Annotated in this window: 21 protein-coding genes, 1 tRNA gene and 1 pseudogene; 4 read left to right on the forward strand and 19 right to left on the reverse strand. The window is 70.1% G+C overall.

The annotated features are described in order from the left end of the window. Nucleotides 1-2 precede the first annotated feature (2 nt). Nucleotides 3-215 carry a hypothetical protein gene (locus ACWD3I_RS38765; RefSeq protein ID WP_365409086.1) on the reverse strand — a complete coding sequence of 71 codons (213 nt, stop codon included), beginning with the start codon at nucleotides 213-215 and terminating at the stop codon, nucleotides 3-5. Between the two features lie 130 nt (nucleotides 216-345). On the opposite strand from ACWD3I_RS38765, the gene ACWD3I_RS38770 reads away from it, so the two are divergent. Both ACWD3I_RS38770 and ACWD3I_RS38775 read left to right on the forward strand, forming a co-directional pair. Further along, nucleotides 346-1,119, forward strand: a complete 774-nt coding sequence (locus ACWD3I_RS38770) for a class I SAM-dependent methyltransferase (RefSeq protein ID WP_365409083.1) — start codon at nucleotides 346-348, stop codon at nucleotides 1,117-1,119. A gap of 291 nt (nucleotides 1,120-1,410) precedes the next feature. Next, nucleotides 1,411-1,650 (forward strand): Imm32 family immunity protein, encoded by a 240-nt coding sequence (locus ACWD3I_RS38775; protein ID WP_365409080.1) that lies wholly within the window; start codon nucleotides 1,411-1,413, stop codon nucleotides 1,648-1,650. A gap of 58 nt (nucleotides 1,651-1,708) precedes the next feature. Here ACWD3I_RS38775 and ACWD3I_RS38780 read toward each other — a convergent pair whose 3' ends face one another. The 4 genes from ACWD3I_RS38780 to ACWD3I_RS38795 all read right to left on the reverse strand — a co-directional run bounded on the left by ACWD3I_RS38780 (nucleotide 1,709) and on the right by ACWD3I_RS38795 (nucleotide 4,237). After that, the gene (locus ACWD3I_RS38780; RefSeq protein WP_451084299.1) at nucleotides 1,709-2,920 is read right to left on the reverse strand and encodes an IS110 family transposase; all 1,212 of its coding nucleotides are present in this window, start codon (nucleotides 2,918-2,920) and stop codon (nucleotides 1,709-1,711) included. Between the two features lie 401 nt (nucleotides 2,921-3,321). Beyond that, nucleotides 3,322-3,546, reverse strand: coding sequence for a hypothetical protein (locus tag ACWD3I_RS38785; RefSeq protein ID WP_365412105.1), 225 nt, complete (start codon nucleotides 3,544-3,546; stop codon nucleotides 3,322-3,324). Nucleotides 3,547-3,590: 44 nt separating this feature from the next. Beyond that, nucleotides 3,591-3,824, reverse strand: coding sequence for a hypothetical protein (locus tag ACWD3I_RS38790; RefSeq protein ID WP_365412108.1), 234 nt, complete (start codon nucleotides 3,822-3,824; stop codon nucleotides 3,591-3,593). Nucleotides 3,825-4,155: 331 nt separating this feature from the next. Beyond that, nucleotides 4,156-4,237, reverse strand: a tRNA-Tyr gene (locus ACWD3I_RS38795). A 225-nt stretch (nucleotides 4,238-4,462) separates the two neighbouring features. Between ACWD3I_RS38795 and ACWD3I_RS38800 the strand changes: the two genes are divergently transcribed. Continuing rightward, nucleotides 4,463-4,951, forward strand: a complete 489-nt coding sequence (locus tag ACWD3I_RS38800) for a YajQ family cyclic di-GMP-binding protein (protein WP_307027136.1) — start codon at nucleotides 4,463-4,465, stop codon at nucleotides 4,949-4,951. A gap of 118 nt (nucleotides 4,952-5,069) precedes the next feature. On the opposite strand, the gene ACWD3I_RS38805 is transcribed toward ACWD3I_RS38800, so the two are convergent. Beyond that, nucleotides 5,070-5,336, reverse strand: coding sequence for a GlsB/YeaQ/YmgE family stress response membrane protein (locus ACWD3I_RS38805; RefSeq protein WP_365412112.1), 267 nt, complete (start codon nucleotides 5,334-5,336; stop codon nucleotides 5,070-5,072). Nucleotides 5,337-5,526: 190 nt separating this feature from the next. Between ACWD3I_RS38805 and ACWD3I_RS38810 the strand changes: the two genes are divergently transcribed. Then, on the forward strand, nucleotides 5,527-6,777 hold the full coding sequence (locus ACWD3I_RS38810) for an APC family permease (RefSeq protein WP_365412115.1): 1,251 nt from the start codon (nucleotides 5,527-5,529) through the stop codon (nucleotides 6,775-6,777). A gap of 76 nt (nucleotides 6,778-6,853) precedes the next feature. Here ACWD3I_RS38810 and ACWD3I_RS38815 read toward each other — a convergent pair whose 3' ends face one another. The 13 genes and pseudogenes from ACWD3I_RS38815 to ACWD3I_RS38875 form a co-directional block, all read right to left on the reverse strand. Continuing rightward, nucleotides 6,854-7,018 (reverse strand): hypothetical protein, encoded by a 165-nt coding sequence (locus ACWD3I_RS38815; protein ID WP_365412118.1) that lies wholly within the window; start codon nucleotides 7,016-7,018, stop codon nucleotides 6,854-6,856. Between the two features lie 91 nt (nucleotides 7,019-7,109). Beyond that, on the reverse strand, nucleotides 7,110-7,505 hold the full coding sequence (locus tag ACWD3I_RS38820) for a YccF domain-containing protein (RefSeq protein ID WP_365412121.1): 396 nt from the start codon (nucleotides 7,503-7,505) through the stop codon (nucleotides 7,110-7,112). After that, a complete protein-coding gene (gene htpX / locus ACWD3I_RS38825) occupies nucleotides 7,502-8,365 on the reverse strand; it encodes a zinc metalloprotease HtpX (protein WP_365412124.1) in 864 nt (287 codons plus the stop codon). Before htpX ends, ACWD3I_RS38820 begins: the two co-directional genes overlap by 4 nt. Before the next feature lie 185 nt (nucleotides 8,366-8,550). Then, complete coding sequence (locus ACWD3I_RS38830; RefSeq protein ID WP_451084302.1) at nucleotides 8,551-10,074, reverse strand: NADH-quinone oxidoreductase subunit N; 1,524 nt, start codon at nucleotides 10,072-10,074, stop codon at nucleotides 8,551-8,553. 5 nt (nucleotides 10,075-10,079) lie between these two features. Further along, complete coding sequence (locus tag ACWD3I_RS38835; RefSeq protein ID WP_365412130.1) at nucleotides 10,080-11,654, reverse strand: NADH-quinone oxidoreductase subunit M; 1,575 nt, start codon at nucleotides 11,652-11,654, stop codon at nucleotides 10,080-10,082. Nucleotides 11,655-11,660: 6 nt separating this feature from the next. Next, nucleotides 11,661-13,655: an NADH-quinone oxidoreductase subunit 5 family protein gene (locus tag ACWD3I_RS38840; protein WP_365412133.1), complete on the reverse strand. Its 1,995-nt coding sequence runs from the start codon at nucleotides 13,653-13,655 to the stop codon at nucleotides 11,661-11,663. Then, nucleotides 13,652-14,035, reverse strand: coding sequence for an NADH-quinone oxidoreductase subunit NuoK (nuoK, locus tag ACWD3I_RS38845; RefSeq protein WP_365412136.1), 384 nt, complete (start codon nucleotides 14,033-14,035; stop codon nucleotides 13,652-13,654). The genes ACWD3I_RS38840 and nuoK overlap by 4 nt, the downstream gene beginning before the upstream one ends. Next, the gene (locus ACWD3I_RS38850; protein WP_365412139.1) at nucleotides 14,035-14,826 is read right to left on the reverse strand and encodes an NADH-quinone oxidoreductase subunit J family protein; all 792 of its coding nucleotides are present in this window, start codon (nucleotides 14,824-14,826) and stop codon (nucleotides 14,035-14,037) included. The genes nuoK and ACWD3I_RS38850 overlap by 1 nt, the downstream gene beginning before the upstream one ends. Next, nucleotides 14,823-15,440: a NuoI/complex I 23 kDa subunit family protein gene (locus ACWD3I_RS38855; protein WP_365412141.1), complete on the reverse strand. Its 618-nt coding sequence runs from the start codon at nucleotides 15,438-15,440 to the stop codon at nucleotides 14,823-14,825. Before ACWD3I_RS38855 ends, ACWD3I_RS38850 begins: the two co-directional genes overlap by 4 nt. Continuing rightward, nucleotides 15,440-16,408 carry a complex I subunit 1/NuoH family protein gene (locus ACWD3I_RS38860; RefSeq protein ID WP_266823358.1) on the reverse strand — a complete coding sequence of 323 codons (969 nt, stop codon included), beginning with the start codon at nucleotides 16,406-16,408 and terminating at the stop codon, nucleotides 15,440-15,442. The genes ACWD3I_RS38855 and ACWD3I_RS38860 overlap by 1 nt, the downstream gene beginning before the upstream one ends. Beyond that, on the reverse strand, nucleotides 16,405-18,003 hold the full coding sequence (locus ACWD3I_RS38865) for an NADH-quinone oxidoreductase subunit C (protein WP_365412145.1): 1,599 nt from the start codon (nucleotides 18,001-18,003) through the stop codon (nucleotides 16,405-16,407). Before ACWD3I_RS38865 ends, ACWD3I_RS38860 begins: the two co-directional genes overlap by 4 nt. Nucleotides 18,004-18,331: 328 nt before the next feature. Beyond that, a pseudogene (locus ACWD3I_RS38870) lies at nucleotides 18,332-18,908 on the reverse strand (NADH-quinone oxidoreductase subunit B); the annotation flags it as partial. Then, nucleotides 18,899-19,306, reverse strand: coding sequence for an NADH-quinone oxidoreductase subunit A (locus ACWD3I_RS38875; protein ID WP_046262868.1), 408 nt, complete (start codon nucleotides 19,304-19,306; stop codon nucleotides 18,899-18,901). The gene ACWD3I_RS38875 and the pseudogene ACWD3I_RS38870, both read right to left, overlap by 10 nt. Between the last annotated feature and the right edge of the window lie 93 nt (nucleotides 19,307-19,399).

A 19,399-nucleotide genomic window follows, 5' to 3' on the forward strand; every position in this document is an offset into this window, starting at 1 on the left:
CGTCAGAACAGGGGCATCTGGCCCGGGATCTCGGGGATCACGTAGCCGTCCAACGACGGCTGGGCGGCGCCCAGTTGAGCCTGGCGGCGGGAGCCCGGACAGGAGGTGAGCGCGCCGTTCTCGCGGGCGCCGGGCGGGTCGTGTCGCGCGAAGCGACCGGCGACGACGGCGATCTCGCGGCGGCATTCGGGGCAGTTCCTACGGCGGCTGGACATGTGATCAGTGTGCCCCGCGCGGGCTGGTGTTGTGCGTGTCAGACGGGTGGCAGCCAGGGCCCTCGGCGGCGCGGGCGACGACGTCGGATCCAGCCGGCTTCCCGGCCACCCGACAACTTACGGAGACCCCATGGACGAGGACCACGGCACGGATTTCGACGGACTCGCCGAGGCGTACGAACGTATGGCCACGGCTTTGCCGCTGCGCGAGTACGTCGAGGCCCACACCTTGTTCGGGTTGCTGGGCGATGTCGAGGGCAAGGCCGTCCTGGACCTGGGCTGCGGCAGCGGCCTCTACACGCGCCGGCTGCGCGAGCTCGGCGCCTCGGCCGTGACCGGGGTCGACAGTGCCGAGGGCATGCTCGACTTCGCCCGGCGCCGCGCGGCCGCCGCGGGACTCGACATCACGTACCTGGAGCGTGCGGCCACGGACCCGCCCGCCGCGGCCGATCCCGAGCTCGACGGCCGCTTCGACCTGGTGTCCTCGGTCTATGTGCTCTGCTACGCACCCACCCGCGAGGCCCTGACCGGCTTCTGCCGCACCGCGCGCCGGGCCCTGCGCCCGGAGGGCGGCCGGTTCGTCTTCGCCACGCTCAACCCCGACGTCGCCGTCGAGCCCGGCTGGTACACGCACTACGGCATCGATTTCACCATCGCCCCGGCCACCCGGGACGGCGAAGAGGCCCCGGCGGTGATGAGGGTGCCCGGCTTCGACGAGTTCCCGCTCCTCCCCTACCGGTGGTCGCGGCGGACGTACGAGGAGGCGCTGCGGGAGGCGGGGTTCGGCAGCGTCGACTGGGTGTGGCCGCGGGTCTCGGACGAGGGGGTCGCGGTGCACGGCGCGGGGCACTGGGCCAACTACCTCGATATTCCTCATGCGTTGTACGTCGAGTGCGCGACGTGAGGCGGGGCGCCCAGGACCGTCGGGCTTCCCCCGTTCCCCGCCGAACTGCCGGGTGGTCTACCCCACAGGATGGCCCTGCCATCCACGACGTGATCTCGCGGGCCTATCGGCTCGGCATGAAATGGACAGCCGGACGGAAGTAGCTCGCCAGAGGTAAGGCCCTCCGCAACGGCCTGCGTTCGTCTCCAGAAAGGCGTTCGCCCCGGGCGCCTGGCGATCCCTGGGTACGCGGTCCTTGGGCATGCCCCCTGACCCAGCGCTGCTCCGTCGATGACCACTCACGTGCGTGCCGTGACCGAGGGGGTCAACCGAGTCTTCACGTGGGAGGAAAGCGCGCGCATCGAGGTCCGCAACCTGGGCGGAGAGACCGCCATCGAGGCCAATGCCGCCGGGCCGAAGACCCTGGCCGGCCACCTCCTCGGACTCGCCCAGGACGGCACACCGGATGGCGTTCATCTCCACTCGGAGGAGAACAACGGACTCGAAGAAGGCTCAGCAGCCCTGGAATTGGAGAGGTGCGACGACGAATGACTCCGGCCAGATCGTGGGGGGGTGCTTCTATCTGTTCGGTCAAGGTCTGCTGGCTTGGTCAGGCTGCTTGCTGGTGCCCGGGTTGGTAGGGGGTGCGGTGCTTGAGCATGGCGTGCAGGACGTCGACGCGGCGGCGGGTGAGGCAGATGAGGGCGGCGTTGTGGCGTTTGTTTTCCGCCCGTTTCTTGTCGTAGTAGGCCCGCGATTCGGGACTGCTCAGCGAGGCGAACGAGGCCAGGAACAGGGCCCGTTTGAGGGTCTTGTTTCCGCCGCGGGGCGGTCCTTCGCCGCGGATGGAGGTTCCCGAACGACGGGTGGTGGGGGTCAGTCCCGCGTAGGAGGCCAGGTGGGCGGCGGTGGGGAATGCGCTGGCGTCGCCGACCTCGGCCAGGATGCGGGCACCGGTCCTGACCGCGACCCCGGGCATGGAGGTCAGGACCTTCGCGAGAGGGTGGGCCTGCAGCAGGGCCGTCATGCGGGTCTCCAGGATCTCGCGGCGCTTGAGGAGCACGGTGAGAGACTCGGCCAGACCGGAGATGATCTCCCCGGCCGAGCCGGTGCCGGGGACCTGGACGCTCTGCTCGGCCAGGGCGGCATGGATCTGTCCGGCCAGCTCCCGCGGGGTCCGCATCCGTGGGGCGGCGTCGGTCATGACCTCGATGAGTTCCTCGGTGCCGGCCTGAGCCAGTGCCGCCGGGGAGCCGAACGTCTGCAGCAGGGCCAGGACCGCCGGGTGACGCAGCCGCGGTCCCAGGACGCGTTCCAGGGCCGGATGGATCGAGGTGAGCGGGCCGCGCAGCCGGTTGGAGGTGCGGGTGGCGTCCTGGGCGAGGTCGTCGTCATAGCCCAGAACCATGGTCAGTTCGGCCCGCACGCCCTCGGCGGGGTCGATGGAGTGCAGCAGGTGGGGCATGGTGCGGGCGGCGTCGGCGATGACGTAAGCGTCGCGGGCGTCGGTCTTGCCGGTGCCGGGATGGCAGTCGGCCAGGCGGCGCATGGACAGGCCGGGCAGGTAGGCCACCTCGCATCCGCTGGCGCGGGCCACGGCCACCGCCAAGGTCCCCACGGACGCAGGCTGGTCGACCACGACCAGGACTTTCCCCCGCCGTCCCAGGCGGGCGAACAGCTCCCGCAGCTGGGGCTCGCCGTTGGGCAGCGGCTTGTCGAAGACCGTACGGCCGTCGGCCAGCAGGGCCGTGCCGTGATGGGCGGACTTGCCCACATCCAGGGCGCAGAACACATCGATCGACGTGAAGTCGTTGCTGGTCACCGGGCTTTCCCTCCCCGGAGTCACCGCCGGTGGCCCGACCGGCACCGGAGATCGGCAGCCACATTACGCAGCCCTGCCTGTCGGCGGACACGCTTCCATCAGCGACCATCCGGTGCCGCCAGGACCGGCGACAGCACCCCCCGGATCATCAAGGACAGGGGCAACGAGTCATACCGGCCCCGAGGGCCACGAGCCCGAACCGGGCTCTACAACGAAGGTAATGGGCGCCACAGGGAACAGCGGGAACCCCTTGATCGCCCACCAGCCGCCTGCGGTCCTCCGTCGCAGGTCAGGCAAGAAGCAAGCCCCTGGATGCGCTGAGCTTCCCAAGCTGAGAGCGCGTCGAATCGCTGCGCACCGAACGGCCGCATAGCTCTCCAAGGCACCTCGCCTTCAACGTGTCAGCTGCTCAGCTCCGGCCCCCAGCGCTCGGGCCCCGCTCCGCGCCATTCGATCCACGGCGACTCCGCCACCTCCGCCGGGTCGATCTCCCACCCAGCTCGACGAAGGAACTCCGCGACATCGATCACGCTGTGGGCCAACCCGAGAATCTCGCCGTCCACACGCACCCGCCGGCCACCTGCGGGCGACGGTGGAAGCACGATCACTCGAATCGGTCCGGACACGCCTTCATGATCATCCGGGACATGCGGCCCCGCACCCCAGCGCGTCATCGAGGGAGCCGCTCACTCGCGTCCCCATCCGGCCACCCCAGGCTGCGCAGCTCCCACCACGCCGCGGGACCTGGACGCCGGTCCTGCCAATAGGGGTGGAAGAACAGCCGAGTCGACAGCCGGTACAGCCGCCGACGCAACTCGGTACGACCGGGCCGCTCCGCGAGCTGCTGGTAGGTGGCGCTCCACTCCTGCTGCGCCTGGGAGAGATCCTCAGGGAACGGTCGCATGACTGAATTCAATCATGTGTTCGATTTCCTGGGCCAGCGGAGCCACTCGCGTCCCACCCAGCAGGTGCGGCCGGCGCCGACCGAAGGGCCATCGATGCGCCGGCCTCAGGCAGTTGCCTCCAGATGACGAGACCCGCGAACTCCGAACGCAGCACCGGACCCACGAAGTTGGTCCGCGTATGGCCCGGAAACCCTGATCAGCCCCGGGATCCACGCGTCACAGAGTGAGACAAGTCACCCTGTTTCGACTCGACTCGAAAGATCGCCCCGGAACATGAAGAGACCCCCTCCGCGCCGCGTTTCCGCAGTTCGGAGGGGGTCTACCTTCATGTGGCGGCGCCAGGATTCGAACCTGGGAAGGCTGAGCCGGCAGATTTACAGTCTGCTCCCTTTGGCCGCTCGGGCACACCGCCGGGGTTTGCCGCCCTTCGAACCGTCTTTCGGCGGTCCTCCGTGGCAACGACGTAAACAATACCCGATGTGGAGGGGTGCTTCGCCACCCGATTGATCAGCGCTCCGGGGGCCTGGGGTGGCTAGGCTTGTCCGGATGCGGCCCGGGGACTGTACCGGGCTCGGCGGCTGCCCCACCTACGCCGATACGCACCCGATACGCCCCCCGATACAAGGAGCCACAGGACATGGCCGACTCCAGTTTCGACATCGTCTCGAAGGTCGAGCGGCAGGAGGTCGACAACGCCCTCAACCAGACCGCCAAGGAGATCTCCCAGCGCTACGACTTCAAGGGCGTGGGCGCCTCGATCTCGTGGTCCGGCGAAAAGATCCTCATGGAGGCGAACTCCGAGGACCGGGTGAACGCTGTCCTCGACGTCTTCCAGTCCAAGCTGATCAAGCGCGGCATCTCGCTGAAGGCGCTGGACGCCGGTGAGCCGCAGCTGTCCGGCAAGGAGTACAAGATCTTCGCGTCGATCGAGGAGGGCATCTCCCAGGAGAACGCGAAGAAGGTGGCGAAGATCATCCGTGACGAGGGTCCGAAGGGTGTGAAGGCCCAGGTCCAGGGCGACGAGCTGCGTGTCAGCTCGAAGAGCCGTGACGATCTGCAGGCCATCATCTCCCTGCTGAAGGGCAAGGACCTCGACTTCGCCGTCCAGTTCGTGAACTACCGGTGAGCAACGCCTGATTCGGTCGCGCAAGGAAGCACGCGGAAGTACGCGGCACTACGAGGAAGGGTGGGCACCTGGCCGGTGCCCACCCTTCTCGCCTGCTGGCTGCGGTTCGGGGGTGTGCTCAGTTGCGCGAGTTGCCGAACAGGATGCGGTAGCCGATCAGGAGGACGAGTGAGCCTCCGATCGCGGCCGCCCAAGTGGTGCCGTCGTAGAAGTCCTTGGTGACCGGGTGGTCCAGCCAGCGAGCCGATATCCAGCCGCCGATGAACGCACCCGTGATGCCGATGAGGGTCGTACCGATGAAGCCGCCCGGATCGCGGCCCGGCAGCAGGAACTTGGCGATGGCCCCGGCCAGAAGTCCCAGGATGATCCAACCGATGATGCTCATGCCCTGAACCTGCCCTTTCGCGCTGTGCCCGCACTGTCCCGGCCCTGTGATTCTGGTCCCGGCCGACTGTGCGCTCACGGGTTGTGCGTGGTGCGTTCATCGCCTGGCGGCGGCACTTGTTCGTGCCGTGTTGCTGAAGAGGACGTCACGGATGCACCCGGCGGTTGCACTGATCAGTAGGGTGCGGCGCATGACACCCTCCGGTTCCCCCTCCGAGCTGCGACGCACCCTGGGCGTGGGGGATGCCGTGGTCATCGGGCTCGGCTCCATGGTCGGGGCCGGCATCTTCGCCGCCCTGGCACCCGCGGCTCGCGCGGCCGGGTCCGGGCTGCTGCTCGGGCTCACGGTCGCCGCCGTGGTCGCCTACTGCAACGCCACCTCGTCGGCACGGCTGGCCGCTCTCTATCCCGCCTCCGGCGGCACGTATGTGTACGGGCGCGAGCGGCTCGGTCCGTTCTGGGGCTATCTGGCGGGCTGGTCGTTCGTGGTCGGGAAGACGGCCTCCTGTGCGGCGATGGCGCTCACCGTGGGCGCGTACGTCTGGCCGGAGCAGGCGCACGCCGTGGCGGTCGCGGCCGTAGTGGCGCTGACCGCGGTGAACTACGGCGGGGTCCAGAAGTCCGCCTGGCTGACGCGGGGAATCGTGGCAGTAGTACTGGCTGTCCTCGCCTCCGTGGTGGTCGTGTGTCTGGGATCCGGGACGTCCGAGGCCGGGCGGATGGACAGCGGGGCCTCAGGTGGCCTGGGCGGGGTGCTGCAGGCCGCCGGTCTGTTGTTCTTCGCATTCGCCGGGTACGCCAGGATCGCGACCCTCGGGGAAGAGGTACGGGACCCCGCGCGCACCATCCCGCGTGCGATCCCGCTGGCTCTGGGCATCGCATTGGGCGTGTACGCGTGTGTGGCGGTGGCCGTCCTTTCCGTGCTGGGAGCGGAGGAGCTGGGTCAGGCGGGCGCGCCGTTGGCCGATGCGGTGCGGGCCGCAGGCGTGCCGGGGCTGGTGCCGGTTGTGCGGGCGGGTGCCGCCGTGGCTGCGCTGGGCTCGTTGCTCGCCCTGATCCTGGGTGTCTCTCGGACGACGCTGGCCATGGCCCGTGACCGTCATCTGCCCGGCGCGCTGGCGGCCGTGCATCCGCGTTTCCAGGTGCCGCACCGGGCGGAGCTGGCCGTGGGCGCGGTGGTCGCGGTTCTTGCCGCCACGGTGGATGTGCGGGGCGCGATCGGGTTCTCCTCCTTCGGTGTGCTGGCGTACTACGCGGTGGCCAACGCCTCGGCCTGGACGCTCGGTTCCGCTCCGACGGCGCGGGTGGTGCCGGCGGTGGGGCTCCTCGGGTGCGTGGTGCTGGCGTTCGCGCTGCCGGGGGTTTCGGTGGCCGTGGGCGCGGGTGTGCTGGTGGTGGGTGTGGGGGCGTACGGCGTACGGCGTTGGATGGCGGCGCGGTGAAAGCGGCGTACGCCGATGGATGAGGCGGCGGTCCTCACCGAGGCAGCACTTGGCTCCCGTCTACGCCAAGTCCCCGTCAGGCCGCGTGCATACGGATGCCGAGCACAGCGGGCTGCTGGACGGATATGTCCGCACGACGAAGGCCGGTGTGGTCATGGGACTCGGGGGAAGCGCGGGCCCACGGGCGGGCGTTACGAATCCCGGCATTCCCCTGTACCCGCAACTGCTCGTTCGCGGTCATGAGTTCATGATGCGGCCCGCCGCTGACAATCGGGCGGGCCTGTGGACAACCGTCGGGCTGTGGAAAACCCTGCGCCGTACCGGCGCTCGGCCTACCAGCGCGAGGAGAACGGCTGGTCGGTCCGCACGATCTCGCGGCCCAGCGGAAGCAGCGAGACCGGGATCAGCTTGAAGTTGGCGATGCCGAACGGGATGCCGATGATCGTGACGCACAGGGCGATGCCGGTGACGATGTGGGCCAGGGCCAGCCACCAGCCCGCGAGGACCAGCCACAGAACGTTGCCGACACAGGAGGGTGCGCCGGCGTCACGGCGTTCGACCGTCGTGTACCCGAAGGGCCACAGGGCGTAGACACCGATTCGGAAGGCAGCGATGCCAAAGGGGATGCCGATGATCGTGATGCACAGCAGCACACCGGCGAGCAGATAGCCGAGGAACAGCCAGAAGCCGCTCAGGACGAGCCATATGACGTTCAGGATGGTTTTCACTGGTGGCGACCTGCCATCTTTTCGAGGCGAGCAATGCGGTCCGCCATCGGCGGGTGCGTGGAGAACATCTTCGAGAATCCCTGGCCCGGACGGAAGGGGTTCGCGATCATCATGTGGCTCGCGGTCTCGATACGCGGCTCAGGGGGCAACGGAAGCTGCTTGGTGCCCATCTCGAGCTTGTGCAGCGCGCTGGCCAGGGCCAGGGGGTCGCCGGTCAGCTGGGCGCCGGACGCGTCGGCCTCGTACTCCCGGGAGCGGCTGACGGCCAGTTGGATGAGGGTCGCGGCGAGCGGGCCAAGGATCATGATGAGCAGCATGCCGAGGATGCCGGGGCCGTCGTCGTCGTTGGAGCGGCCGATGGGGATCAGCCAGGCGAAGTTGACCAGGAACATGATCACGGAGGCGAGGGCTCCGGCGACGGACGAGATCAGGATGTCGCGGTTGTAGACATGGCTGAGCTCGTGGCCGATGACACCGCGCAGTTCGCGCTCGTCGAGGATGCGCAGGATGCCTTCGGTGCAGCAGACGGCGGCGTTGCGCGGGTTGCGGCCCGTCGCGAAGGCGTTCGGGGCTTCCGTGGGGGAGATGTACAGGCGCGGCATGGGTTGGCGGGCCTGGGTGGAGAGTTCACGGACCATGCGGTAGAGCGCAGGGGCTTCGAACTCGCTGACCGGGCGGGCGCGCATCGCGCGTAGCGCCAGCTTGTCGCTGTTCCAGTACGCGTACGCGTTGGTTCCCAGGGCGATCAGGACCGCGACCACGAGCCCCATACGGCCGAAGAAGCTGCCGATGACGATGATGAGTGCGGACAGTCCCCCGAGGAGTACTGCGGTCCTGAGCCCGTTGTGCCGGCGGTGCACGGTACGCCCTCCAAATCGTGCAGCAGGGGAACCCTTTGCTTGCTGATCTGCGGTCCTTCTGGTGTCACCACCAGTGGACCCTCCTGTTCTGGTCAACGCCAGGCGAGAGCAGCTAGTTCCCTTGTGCGTGCGGAGGCGGGCGTGGGCCGTCCGGGTGAGGGCTCGGAAGTTGTCCGGCCGTGGGCTCAGAAGAGTCCGGTGTCGGTGAAGCGCAGGATCAGCTGGGGCGCGCCCGACAGGGCGACTCCGAGGACGCCTGTGAGGGCGATCGCCGCGGTGAGCGGGGCCGGGATCCGGTGCCGTACGGGTTCGCCTTCTGGGGTGCGGAACAGCAGGGCCGTCCACTGGAGGTAGTAGAACAGCGCGATCACGACGTTGGCGGCCATGACCACGGCGAGCCAGCCGAGGCCCGCGTCGACGGCCGCGGAGAAGACGGTGACCTTCGCGAAGAGGCCGATGATGCCCGGCGGCAGTCCGGCGAGGCAGAGCAGGAAGAAGGCCAGGAGGAGGGCGGCCAGGGGGTTCGAGGCGTACAGGCCGCGGTAGTCGGTGAGACGGTTGAGGGCTCTCGTGCGGCCCACCAGGGCGGCCACCGCGAAGGCGCCCAGGTTCACGGCGGCGTACATGAGGGCGTAGGCGACGGTGGAGCCGATGGAGCGCTCGGCGTCGTCGGAGTACGCGGCGGCGGCGATCGGCACGAGGAGGTAGCCGGCCTGGCCGACGGAGGACCAGGCGAGCAGGCGTACGGCGCTGTACGCGCGCGTGGGCTGCTGTCGGAGGGCGCCGACATTGCCCACGGTCATCGTGAGTGCGGCCAGCGCCGCAAGTGCCGGGCCCCAGACGTCGGCGTACGACGGGAGGGCGACGACCGTGACGAGGATCAGGCCGGAGAAGCCGACCGCCTTGCCGACGACCGACAAGTAGGCGGCGATCGGGAGCGGCGCCCCTACGTAGGTGTCCGGGACCCAGAAGTGGAAGGGGACGGCGGCCGTCTTGAAGGCGAAGCCGACGAGGGTGAGGACGACGCCGGCCTGGGCGAGGGTGTGGAGCTGGCTGTCGACGTTCTGGATGCGGTCGGCGATCTGGGTGAGGTAGAGGGTGCCTGTGGAGGCGTACACGAAGCTGATCCCCATGAGGCTGACCGCGGTCGCGGTGACCGAGGACAGGAAGAACTTCAGGGCCGCTTCGGAGGACTTGCGGTCGCCGTGACGCAGGCCGACGAGGGCGAAGGCCGGCAGAGAGGCGACCTCCAGGGCGACGATCAGGGTCGCCAGGTCCCGCGAGGCGGGCAGGAGGGCGGCACCGGCGGCGGAGGAGAGCAGCAGGAACCAGTACTCGCCTTCGGGGAGTCCCTTGTCGGCGTCCTTGAGGGCGGTGACGGACAGGAGGGCTGTCAGCAACGCTCCCCCGAGCACCAGGAGCTGGAGGACGAGGGTGAAGCGGTCTGCGGTGTAGCTGCAGACGTCGGGGGTGCCGGTCAGGCAGAAGGTGGCGCGGTCGCCGTCCAGGAGGGGCAGCAGCATCGCCGTGGAGGCAGCCAGACCCGCGACGGACAGCCAGCCGAGCAGCGCCTTCTTGTGGTCGCCCACGAAGAGGTCTGCGACGAGGACGACGAGGCCGACCACCGCCGCGATGGTGGGCGGTGCGATGGCGAGCCAGTCGACGGACTGGACGAGGTTCTCGGCCATCGGCTGGGCCATGGAGGCCAGGGAGCTCATCGGGTGCCTCCTGCGAGGAGCTGCTGTACGGCCGGGTCGGTCAGGCCGAGGAGGACCTTCGGCCACAGGCCGGCCACGACGGTGAGGGCGACGAGCGGTGTCCAGGCCGCGAACTCGTACGTGTGGACGTCGGCGAGCTTCGGGGCGTCCTGCGGCACGACGCCCATGCAGACGCGGCGGACCACGACGAGGAGGTAGGCGGCCGTGAGGAGGGTGCCGAAGGCCGCGATCGCCATGAACGTGAGGAACGCCGGGCGGCTGAGGCCGTCTGCGGGGTCGAACGCGCCGAACAGTGCCAGCATCTCGCCCCAGAACCCGGCGAGTCCCGGCAGGCCGAGGGAGGCGACCGCGGCGAACGCGAGCAGGCCGCCGAGGCGCGGTGCCTTGCCGTACAGCGCGGCGCCGGTCTGCTCGGCGAGGGCGTCGAGGTCGGTGCTGCCCGTACGGTCCTTCAGCGCGCCGACCAGGAAGAACAGGAGGCCGGTGATGAGGCCGTGGGCGATGTTGGCGAACAGGGCGCCGTTCACACCGGTCGGGGTCATGGTGGCGATGCCGAGCAGGACGAAGCCCATGTGGCCGACGGAGGAGTAGGCGATGAGGCGCTTGAGGTCGCCCTTCGCGCCCTGCTTGGCGAGGGCGAGGCAGGCCAGGGATCCGTAGATGATCCCGACGACGGCGAAGGCGGCGAGGTAGGGCGCGAAGTCGCGGAATCCGTCCGGCGCGATGGGGAGGAGGATCCGGACGAACCCGTACGTACCCATCTTCAGCATGACGCCGGCCAGCAGGACCGAGCCGACGGTCGGCGCGGCGGTGTGGGCGTCGGGCAGCCAGCTGTGCAGCGGCCACATCGGGGTCTTCACCGCGAGCCCGATCCCGATCGCCAGAACCGCGATGACCTGCACGGATGAGGTGAGGGACCGGCCGTTGTCAGTGGCGAGTGCCACCATGTCGAATGTGCCCGCCTTGATCCCGATCAGGAGCAGGCCGAGCAGCATGACGACCGAACCGAGCAGTGTGTAGAGGATGAACCGCCAGGAGGCCTGGGTCCTGCCCTCGCCGCCCCAGCGGGCGATGAGGAAGTACATCGGGATGAGCACCATCTCGAACGCGAGGAAGAACAGGAGCAGATCGAGGACGGCGAAGGTCGTGAGAGTGCCGGACTCGAGGACGAGCAGCAGCGCGACGAATGCCTTCGGGGTCGGGCCCGCAGGCATTTTGAAGTACGAGTAGAGCGCGCACAGGAAGGTCAGCAGCGCGGTCAGGACCAGAAGGGGGAGGGAGATGCCGTCGATGCCTAGGTGGATCCGCACGTCGAGTGCGGGGATCCAGCTGATGTCGGTCGTGGCCTGCATCTTCGACGGGTGGTCGTGGTCGAAGCCGAGCGCGAGGACGATCGCGGCGACGAGAATCACGCCGGTCACGGTCACGCCGTGCCGCAGCACCGCCTGCTCGGGCGACTTCCCCTTCAGTCCCGGCGGGGCCGGCAGGAGAGCGGCGACGGCGCCTAGGAGCGGGCCGACGACGACGAACGCCAGAAGGAACTGCATCACGGACTCGTTGATATCGATCACGCCTGCTCACGCTCCCGTGGCGACGAGGACGGCGGCGACCACCAGGACGACGGTGCCGGCGAGCAGCGCGCTCACATAGGTCTGCACATTTCCGGTCTGGGCACGCCGTACGGCCGTGCCCAGCAGTCGGGGTAGAGCGCCCGCACCGCGTACGTAGGTCTCGACGACCTCGCGGTCGAGGAATCGGACGAGGGTGGCGCCGGCCTGGACCGGGCGGACGAAGAGGGCCGAGTACACGGCGTCGAGGTGGAAGCCGACGGCCGCGTGCCGGTGCAGCGGGCCGAGCAGCAGTCGGCCCGGATCGGCCGGGTCGGGTGCGTGGGCCACGTCTCCGTACACGGGCTCGTGGCTGGCGATGGCCTCGGCCTCGACGAGTCCGGCGTCGCCGTCCGGGTGGGCCGCGACCGCACCCATCGGGACGCGGACGGCGAGCGCAGTGGTGTGCCGCCAGGCGGCATAGGTGACGATGCCGCCGACCAGGGCGACGCCGGTGCCGACGACGGACGTGGTGAGGGTCGGGGCGAGGTCGTTGCCGTCGAACCAGTCCGGGAGCACGCGGTAGGCGAGTCCGCCGACGGCGAGTGACGGGATCGCGAGGACCCACAGGACCGTGGTCATGGTGAGCGGCTGGCGGCCGTGGTCGGGGGCCTCCACACCCTGGCCGTGGAAGGCCAGCAGCCACAGGCGCGTCGCGTACGCCGCGGTGAGCAGGGCGGTGAGCAGGCCGGCGACGAGGACGACCCAGCCGGCGGCGCCGGGGGCGTACTCGGTGTGGCCGGTGGCGACGTGCTCCGCGGCGCCGAGGACGGACTCCTTGGAGAAGAAGCCGCTGAAGGGCGGGATCGCGGCGAGCGCGAGGAGCGCCACGGTCATCGTCCAGAAGGCGTCCGGCACACGGTCGCGGAGGTGGCCCATGCGGGACATGGCGGCCAGTGAGTTGGTGCCGGCGGCGTGGATGATCACGCCTGCCGCGAGGAACAGCAGCGCCTTGAAGGCGCCGTGCGACAGGAGGTGGAAGACGGCGGCACCGCGGTCGCCGACGGCGAGGGCGCCGGTCATGTAACCGAGCTGGCCGATCGTCGAGTAGGCGAGGACGCGCTTGATGTCGTCCTGGGCGAGTGCGGCGAGCGCCGAGCCCGTCATCGTGACGGCGGCCATCACGGCGAGGACCACCATCGCGGCCTGCGAGGCCTCGAAGACCGGGAGGAGACGGGCGATGAAGTAGACACCGGCAGCGACCATGGTCGCGGCGTGGATGAGCGCGGAGACGGGCGTCGGGCCCGCCATCGCGTCCGGGAGCCAGGTGTGCAGCGGGAACTGCGCCGACTTGCCGGCCACGCCCGCCAGGAGCAGCAGGGCGATCAGGGTCGGGTGGTCGAGCCCGCCGTGCGCGACGGCGCCGAGGACCTTCGTGATGCGGAAGGAGCCGGCGTCGGTGGCGAGCGCGAACAGACCGATCAGGAACGGAACATCGCCCAGCTTGGTGACCAGGAATGCCTTGATGGAGGCGGCTCGGGCCTCCGGGGTCTCCCAGTAGTGGCCGACCAGGAAGTACGAGCAGATGCCCATGATCTCCCAGCCCACCAGCAGCACCATCAGGTCGCCGGAGTAGACGACGAGGAGCATCGCGGCGGTGAAGAGGGAGACGAGGGCGGCGTAGGAGGGATAGCGCGGGTCGTCGCGCAGATAGCCCGTCGAGTAGATCTGCACGCAGGTGGCGACGAGGCCGACGAGTACGGCGACCAGGGCGGCGAAGCCGTCGATGTGCAGGGCGAGTTCGATGGGGATCGAGCCGGTGGGCGTGAGCTCGGTGGCGGCGTTCACGGCCTCGTCGCCGCCCTGGCGTACGGCGACGACAGCGGCCAGTACGAGGGAGGTGAGCGTCGGCAGGACGGCGAGCGGGCGGACGAAGCCGGGTGCCGTGCGGCCCATGAGCAGGCCGGCGGCCGCGCCCAGGAACGGAAGGAGGGGGACGATGACGGCGAGGGTGGTGGTGGTCACGCGGTGGCCTCAGCCTTCTCGGCCGCGGGGGCGTCGGAGTCGTCGGCGTGGTCGGGCTCGTGGCCCTCGGCGGTGTCGCGGAGTCTGTCGATGTCCGCGGTGCCGCGGTTGCGGTGGACGGCGAGGACGATCGCCAGACCGATGCCGATCTCGGCGGCGGCGATGGCGATGGTGAACAGGGTCAGCGCCTGACCGGAGTGGAGGGTCTCCTCGGCGGTCCTGCTGAGCCAGACGTCGAAGGCGACCAGGTTGAGGTTGACGGCGTTGAGCATCAGCTCGACCGACATCAGGACCAGGATCGCGTTGCGGCGCGCGAGGACGCCGTACAGGCCGGTGCAGAACAGGAGGGCGGAGAGTACGGCGGGATAGGCGAGGTGCATCAGCGGGCGCCTTCCTGCTCGGCCGCGGTGCCGGGCTGGGCCGGGGTGGTGCGCTCGGCGGGGGCGCTGGGTTCGACCGGTTCGGTTCGCTCGACCGACCTGTTTCGCCCGATCGGGTGATTACGGGAATTCGGGGCGGATGGGGAACTACCGCTCGCGGGCCGGGAGTTCACAGGGGGAGAGCTCGACTCCGCCTTCGCCTTGCGGGACAGGACGATCGCGCCGACCAGTGCGGCGAGGAGGAGGACGGAGAGGGCCTCGAAGGGGAGGACCCAGTTCTGGAAGAGGCTCGCTCCGGTGGCCTCGGTGGAGCCGGCGGCGGGGCCGTCCAGGTCGATCCAGGTCGCGCGGAAAGCGTCGACGACGACCCACACCAGGGCGGCGGCCGAGGCGACGGCGACCGTGAGAGCCGCCCAGCGGTTGCCGGAGTCGGCGTCCGGGGAGCGGCCGATGGGTGCCTTGGTGAGCATCAGACCGAAGAGGAGGAGAACGACGACGGAACCCACGTAGATGAGGACCTGCACCCAGGCGATGAACTCCGCGGTGAGCAGGAGGTACTCGACGGCGAGACCGCCGAGGGTCACCACCAGCCACAGGGCGGCGTGCACCAGTTGCCGGGTGGTGACGGTGACGATGGCGGCACCGAAGGTGACCAGGCCGACGAGGAGGAAGGCGATCTCGACGCCGGTCGGCGAGAGGAAGCCGTGGGTTTCGGTGGCGGCGACGACGGTGGCGTGAGCCTTGGTCAGCGTGGCCTGCGCCGTGGTGGCGGTGGCTGCGGCGAGGGTCATGACGCACCTTCCTCGGGTGCGGTCGGCCCGGTCGACTGCCCGGACCGGGGCTCGGTCGGTTCGGCCTGGGCCGCTGCCAGTTTCTCGGCGGTCTTGCGGGCGGCCGCGATCTCCTTCGGCTCCTCGGCCGCGGGGTCGAGGGCCGGTGGGGCCGGGACGGTCCACATCCACTCGCGGAGCTTGTCGCGTTCGTGGGTGAGTTCACGGATGTCGGTCTCGGCGTACTCGAACTCCGGGGACCAGAACAGGGCGTCGAAAGGACAGACCTCGATGCAGATACCGCAGTACATGCACAGGGAGAAGTCGATGGCGAAGCGGTCGAGGACGTTGCGGCTGCGCTCACGGCCGCCGGGGGCGGCCGCCGGGACCGTCTCCTTGTGCGAGTCGATGTAGATGCACCAGTCCGGGCACTCCCGGGCGCACAGCATGCAGACGGTGCAGTTCTCCTCGAACAGGCCGATGACACCGCGGGTCCGGGGCGGGAGGTCGGGCTGAACGTCGGGGTACTGCTCGGTGACGGTCTTCTTCGTCATCGTCCGGAGGGTGACGGCCAGGCCCTTGGCGAGGCCGGCGCCGGGAAACCGGGACCGGGTGGGCGGGAGCGACTCAGCCATCAGGAGATCACCACCTTGACGATGCCGGTGAGGGCGATCTGAGCGAGGGAGAGGGGGACGAGGAGGGTCCAGGCGAGCTTCTGGAGCTGGTCCTCGCGCAGGCGGGGATAGGTCACACGCAGCCAGATGACGAGGAAGGCGAGGATCGCGGCCTTCAGCAGGGTCCAGACCCAGCCGAGGCCGTCGGCACCCCAAGGGCCGTGCCAGCCGCCCAGGAAGAGGACGGTGGTCAGGCCGCACAGGACGACGATGCCGGCGTACTCGGCGAGGAGGAACAGAGCGAAGCGGAGGCCGGTGTACTCGGTGTACGCGCCGAAGATGATCTCCGAGTCGGCGACCGGCATGTCGAAGGGCGGGCGCTGGAGTTCGGCGAGGCCGGCGACGAAGAAGACGATCGCGCCGACGATCTGCCAGGGCAGCCACCACCACTCGAAGGCGTCGACGATGCCGGGGAGGGAGACCGTGCCGGCCGCCATCGCGACGGAGGCGGCGGTCAGAAGCATCGGGAGTTCGTAGGCGAGGAGTTGGGCGGCGGTGCGGAGACCGCCGAGGAGGGAGAACTTGTTGGCGCTGGCCCAGCCGGCCATGAGTGAGCCGAGGACGCCCACGCCCATGACGGCCAGGACGAAGAAGACGCCTGCGTCGATGACCTCGCCGACGGCACCCTCGCCGGGGCCGATGGGGATCGCGAGGAGGACCAGGAGGTAGGGCAGGAGGGCGACTGCGGGGGCGAGTTGGAAGATACGGCGGTCCGCGCCCGCGGGCACGACGTCTTCCTTCTGCACGAACTTCACGCCGTCCGCGACGAGTTGGGCCCAGCCGTGGAAGCCGCCGGCGTACATGGGGCCGAGGCGGCCCTGCATGTGAGCCATGACCTTGTGTTCGGTCTGGCCGACGATCAGGGGGAAGGTGAGGAAGACGACGAAGACGATCAGGAGTCGCAGGGCGACGTCGAGAGCGTCGTTCACTGCGGGCCTCCTGCGGGGTTCTCGGGAGTTGCGGGATCTTCGGGCGCTTCAGGCTTTACGGAGGTTCCCGGGGGTTCTTCGGGGGTGGGGGCGGAGTCGGCCTCGGGGGCTGGAGCGGAGGTGGGGGCCACGCTGGGCGGGGCCTCTGGCTCAGCCATCGACTCCGGGCGCGGCTTCGGCCCTGGCTCCGGCTCCGGCTCCGGGAGCGGGAGCGGGAGCGGTTTGGTCTCGGGCTTTCGGTCGGTTGGCAGCTCGTCGAAGGCCGGGCGGGCGTGGTGCCACGGGGCGTCGGGGCTGCGGGGGGCCGTGGCGGGCTTCGGGGGTGTGGCCTCGGCGCTTGAGGTGTCCTCGGTCGGGGCGGGCGATGACGGGTCGTCGGGCGTGGTCAGTTGGCTCGCCGAGCCGTCTGAGGCGCTGCGGGACCGGCGGGGGCCGGAGGGGGCGGTGGCCGGTCCGGGACGCTGGGACGCCGAGCGCTCGCTCGCGCTGCGCGCACGACGTGGTCCGGCTGGCGTGCCGGTGCCCGACGGAGAGTCGTCGGTGCCCGGAGCCGGAGGCTCGGGGGGCGCGGCGGCCTGGCTGGCGGACCCCTCCGCAGCAGTACGAGCGCGGCGCGGCCCGGCCGCCGTACCCGAAGACGCGGGCGTCTCTGACTGGCTTACCGAGCCCTCAGCTGCCGTTGCGTCGCCCTGACTCGCCGAGTCCTCCGCCGTACCAGCGCCACGCGGCCCAGTCGTCGGCGCACCTGACGACGAGGGCGTCTCCGTCTGGCTCGCCGAGCCCTCCGCCGCGGTGCGGGAACGGCGCGGTGCGGCAGCCGGAGGCGCGCCCCCCTCCGCCTGACTCGGACGCGGAGCGGCAGCCGGATCCTCGGCTCCCTCCGCCTGACTCGCCGAACCTGCCGCCGCGGTGCGAGCGCGGCGTACCGGGCGTTCGCCGGCCGCTCGGGGCGGACGTTCTGCCGCTGTCCCGGTTCCCGCCGCTCGGGCTCCGGCGGCTCGGGCGGGGCGGGTCGGGGCTGGGGGGAGTTGGCCTTTCAGGGGGCCCCATTCGTTCGGGTCGGGGACGCCTGGGGGGAGCATCTGGCGGCGTTTGGGGCCGCCGTGTTCGGACTCGCCCGGTTCCTTGGCGCCGGGCCAGGCCTTGGCGACCCGGGCTGCCAGGACGAAGTCCTTGCGCAGGGGGTGGCCCTCGAAGTTCTCGGGGAGGAGGAGGTGGTCCAGGGCGGGGTGGCCCTCGAAGACGACGCCGAACATTTCGTGCGTCTCGCGTTCGTGCCAGGCCGCGCCCGCGAACACGTCCACGGCGCTGGGCAGGGTCGGGGACTCGTGCGGGACGGTGGTGCGCAGCAGCAGGCGGCGTACCGGCGACAGGGCCGCGACGTGTACGGCGACGCGGAAGCCCGTGCCCGGCTCGTCGACCGCGCTCAGCCAGTCGAAGTAGGTGCAGCCCAGTTCGTCGCGTGCCGTCTCCAGCGCCGTGATCCAGGATGCCGGCGGCACGTCCACCGTCAGGACCTCGTACGACTCCTCGGCCGTGGCCTCGGCACCGAAGAGTTCCTCGGCGGGGGCGGGCAGCCAGCCGACCGCGGTCATCGTTCCTCCCCCGAGGCAGGACCGTCGGACGAACCGGAAGCCGAGCCCGAGGCGGGGCCGGACGTCGCGCCCGAGCTCGGATCAGTAGCCGTACCTGAAGCGGAGCCCGAAGCCGACTCCGAACCCGAAGCCGCGCCCGGAGGCGACCCAGCCGCCGAGCCCGAAGCCTCTTCCGAAGCCGACCCGACCGCCGAGCCCGCACCCGCACCGGCACCCGCACCCGCACCGGCACCGGCACCGGCACCGGCAGCCGATCCCGCACCCGACCCGGCCACCGCCCCCGAAGCCCCGCCCGAATCCGGCCCAGCCGCCGTCCCCGAAGCCGACCCCGGCCCCCGCACCAACCCGCTCTGCAGCGCAGCCGTCGACGCTCGCCCGCCAGTCACCCCGTACCGCTCCCCCAGCGACTCGCGGGCGATCTTCTCCTGGAGTTTGAGGATTCCCTGGAGCAGGGCCTCGGGGCGGGGTGGGCAGCCGGGGACGTAGACGTCGACCGGGATGATCTGGTCGACGCCCTTCGTCACGGAGTACGAGTCCCAGTACGGGCCGCCGCAGTTGGAGCAGGCGCCGAAGGAGATGACGTACTTGGGCTCCGGCATCTGCTCGTAGAGGCGCTTGACCGCCGGGGCCATCTTGTCGGTGACGGTGCCGGAGACGACCATGAGGTCGGCCTGGCGGGGGCCCGGTGCGAAGGGGATCACGCCGAGGCGGATGAAGTCGTGGCGGGCCATCGACGCGGCGATGAACTCGATCGCGCAGCAGGCGAGGCCGAAGTTGAAGACCCAGAGCGAGTAGCGGCGGCCCCAGTTGAGGACCACCTTCATCGGCTCGGGGGCGAGGCGAGCCAGGGCGCCCAGCCGTTTCGGCTCGGGGAGCAGCACCGGTTCCGAGGGGGTCACGTCCATGTCAGGACGCCCTTCTTGTATGCGTACAGCAGACCCACGGCCAGGAAGCCGAGGAAGATGAACATCTCTACGAGCGTGGCCGCGCCATAACCGGGGGCGGCGAAGACCGTGGCCCACGGGAACAGGAAGATCGAGTCGACGGCGAAGATGACGTAGAGAAAGGCGTAGACGTAGTAGCGGACCTGGGTGTGGGCCCAGCCCTCGCCGACGGGGTCGACGCCGCACTCGTACGTCAGGAGTTTCTCGGGGGTCGGGACGACGGGGCGCAGCAGGCGGCTCGCGCCGAAGGCCACGGCGACGAACAGCACGCCGACGACGGCGAGCAGTCCGACGACCGAGTACGACTGGAAGTAGTCCGCCGCAACGACGACGGTCGACCCGACGGTCTGTTCCGGCACGTCCGACCCCTCGCTCCCTGTGAACACACCGAAGATCGCTGGACACCCGCTGTTCGACGATCTGTACGCACGGGAGTCTAGGGCCTGCTAAAG

It is taken from the genome of Streptomyces sp. NPDC002817 (assembly GCF_053592055.1).

Excerpts from the sequence above, each read along its gene's own strand:
- ACWD3I_RS38765 (WP_365409086.1), bottom strand. The coding sequence starts at position 215 with ATGTCCAGCCGCCGTAGGAACTGCCCCGAATGCCGCCGCGAGATCGCC.
- ACWD3I_RS38770 (WP_365409083.1), top strand. The coding sequence starts at position 346 with ATGGACGAGGACCACGGCACGGATTTCGACGGACTCGCCGAGGCGTAC.
- ACWD3I_RS38790 (WP_365412108.1), bottom strand. The coding sequence starts at position 3,824 with ATGCGACCGTTCCCTGAGGATCTCTCCCAGGCGCAGCAGGAGTGGAGC.
- ACWD3I_RS38800 (WP_307027136.1), top strand. The coding sequence starts at position 4,463 with ATGGCCGACTCCAGTTTCGACATCGTCTCGAAGGTCGAGCGGCAGGAG.
- ACWD3I_RS38805 (WP_365412112.1), bottom strand. The coding sequence starts at position 5,336 with ATGAGCATCATCGGTTGGATCATCCTGGGACTTCTGGCCGGGGCCATC.
- ACWD3I_RS38810 (WP_365412115.1), top strand. The coding sequence starts at position 5,527 with ATGACACCCTCCGGTTCCCCCTCCGAGCTGCGACGCACCCTGGGCGTG.
- ACWD3I_RS38815 (WP_365412118.1), bottom strand. The coding sequence starts at position 7,018 with ATGACCGCGAACGAGCAGTTGCGGGTACAGGGGAATGCCGGGATTCGT.
- nuoK (WP_365412136.1), bottom strand. The coding sequence starts at position 14,035 with ATGCACCTCGCCTATCCCGCCGTACTCTCCGCCCTCCTGTTCTGCACC.
- ACWD3I_RS38850 (WP_365412139.1), bottom strand. The coding sequence starts at position 14,826 with ATGACCCTCGCCGCAGCCACCGCCACCACGGCGCAGGCCACGCTGACC.
- ACWD3I_RS38855 (WP_365412141.1), bottom strand. The coding sequence starts at position 15,440 with ATGGCTGAGTCGCTCCCGCCCACCCGGTCCCGGTTTCCCGGCGCCGGC.
- ACWD3I_RS38865 (WP_365412145.1), bottom strand. The coding sequence starts at position 18,003 with ATGACCGCGGTCGGCTGGCTGCCCGCCCCCGCCGAGGAACTCTTCGGT.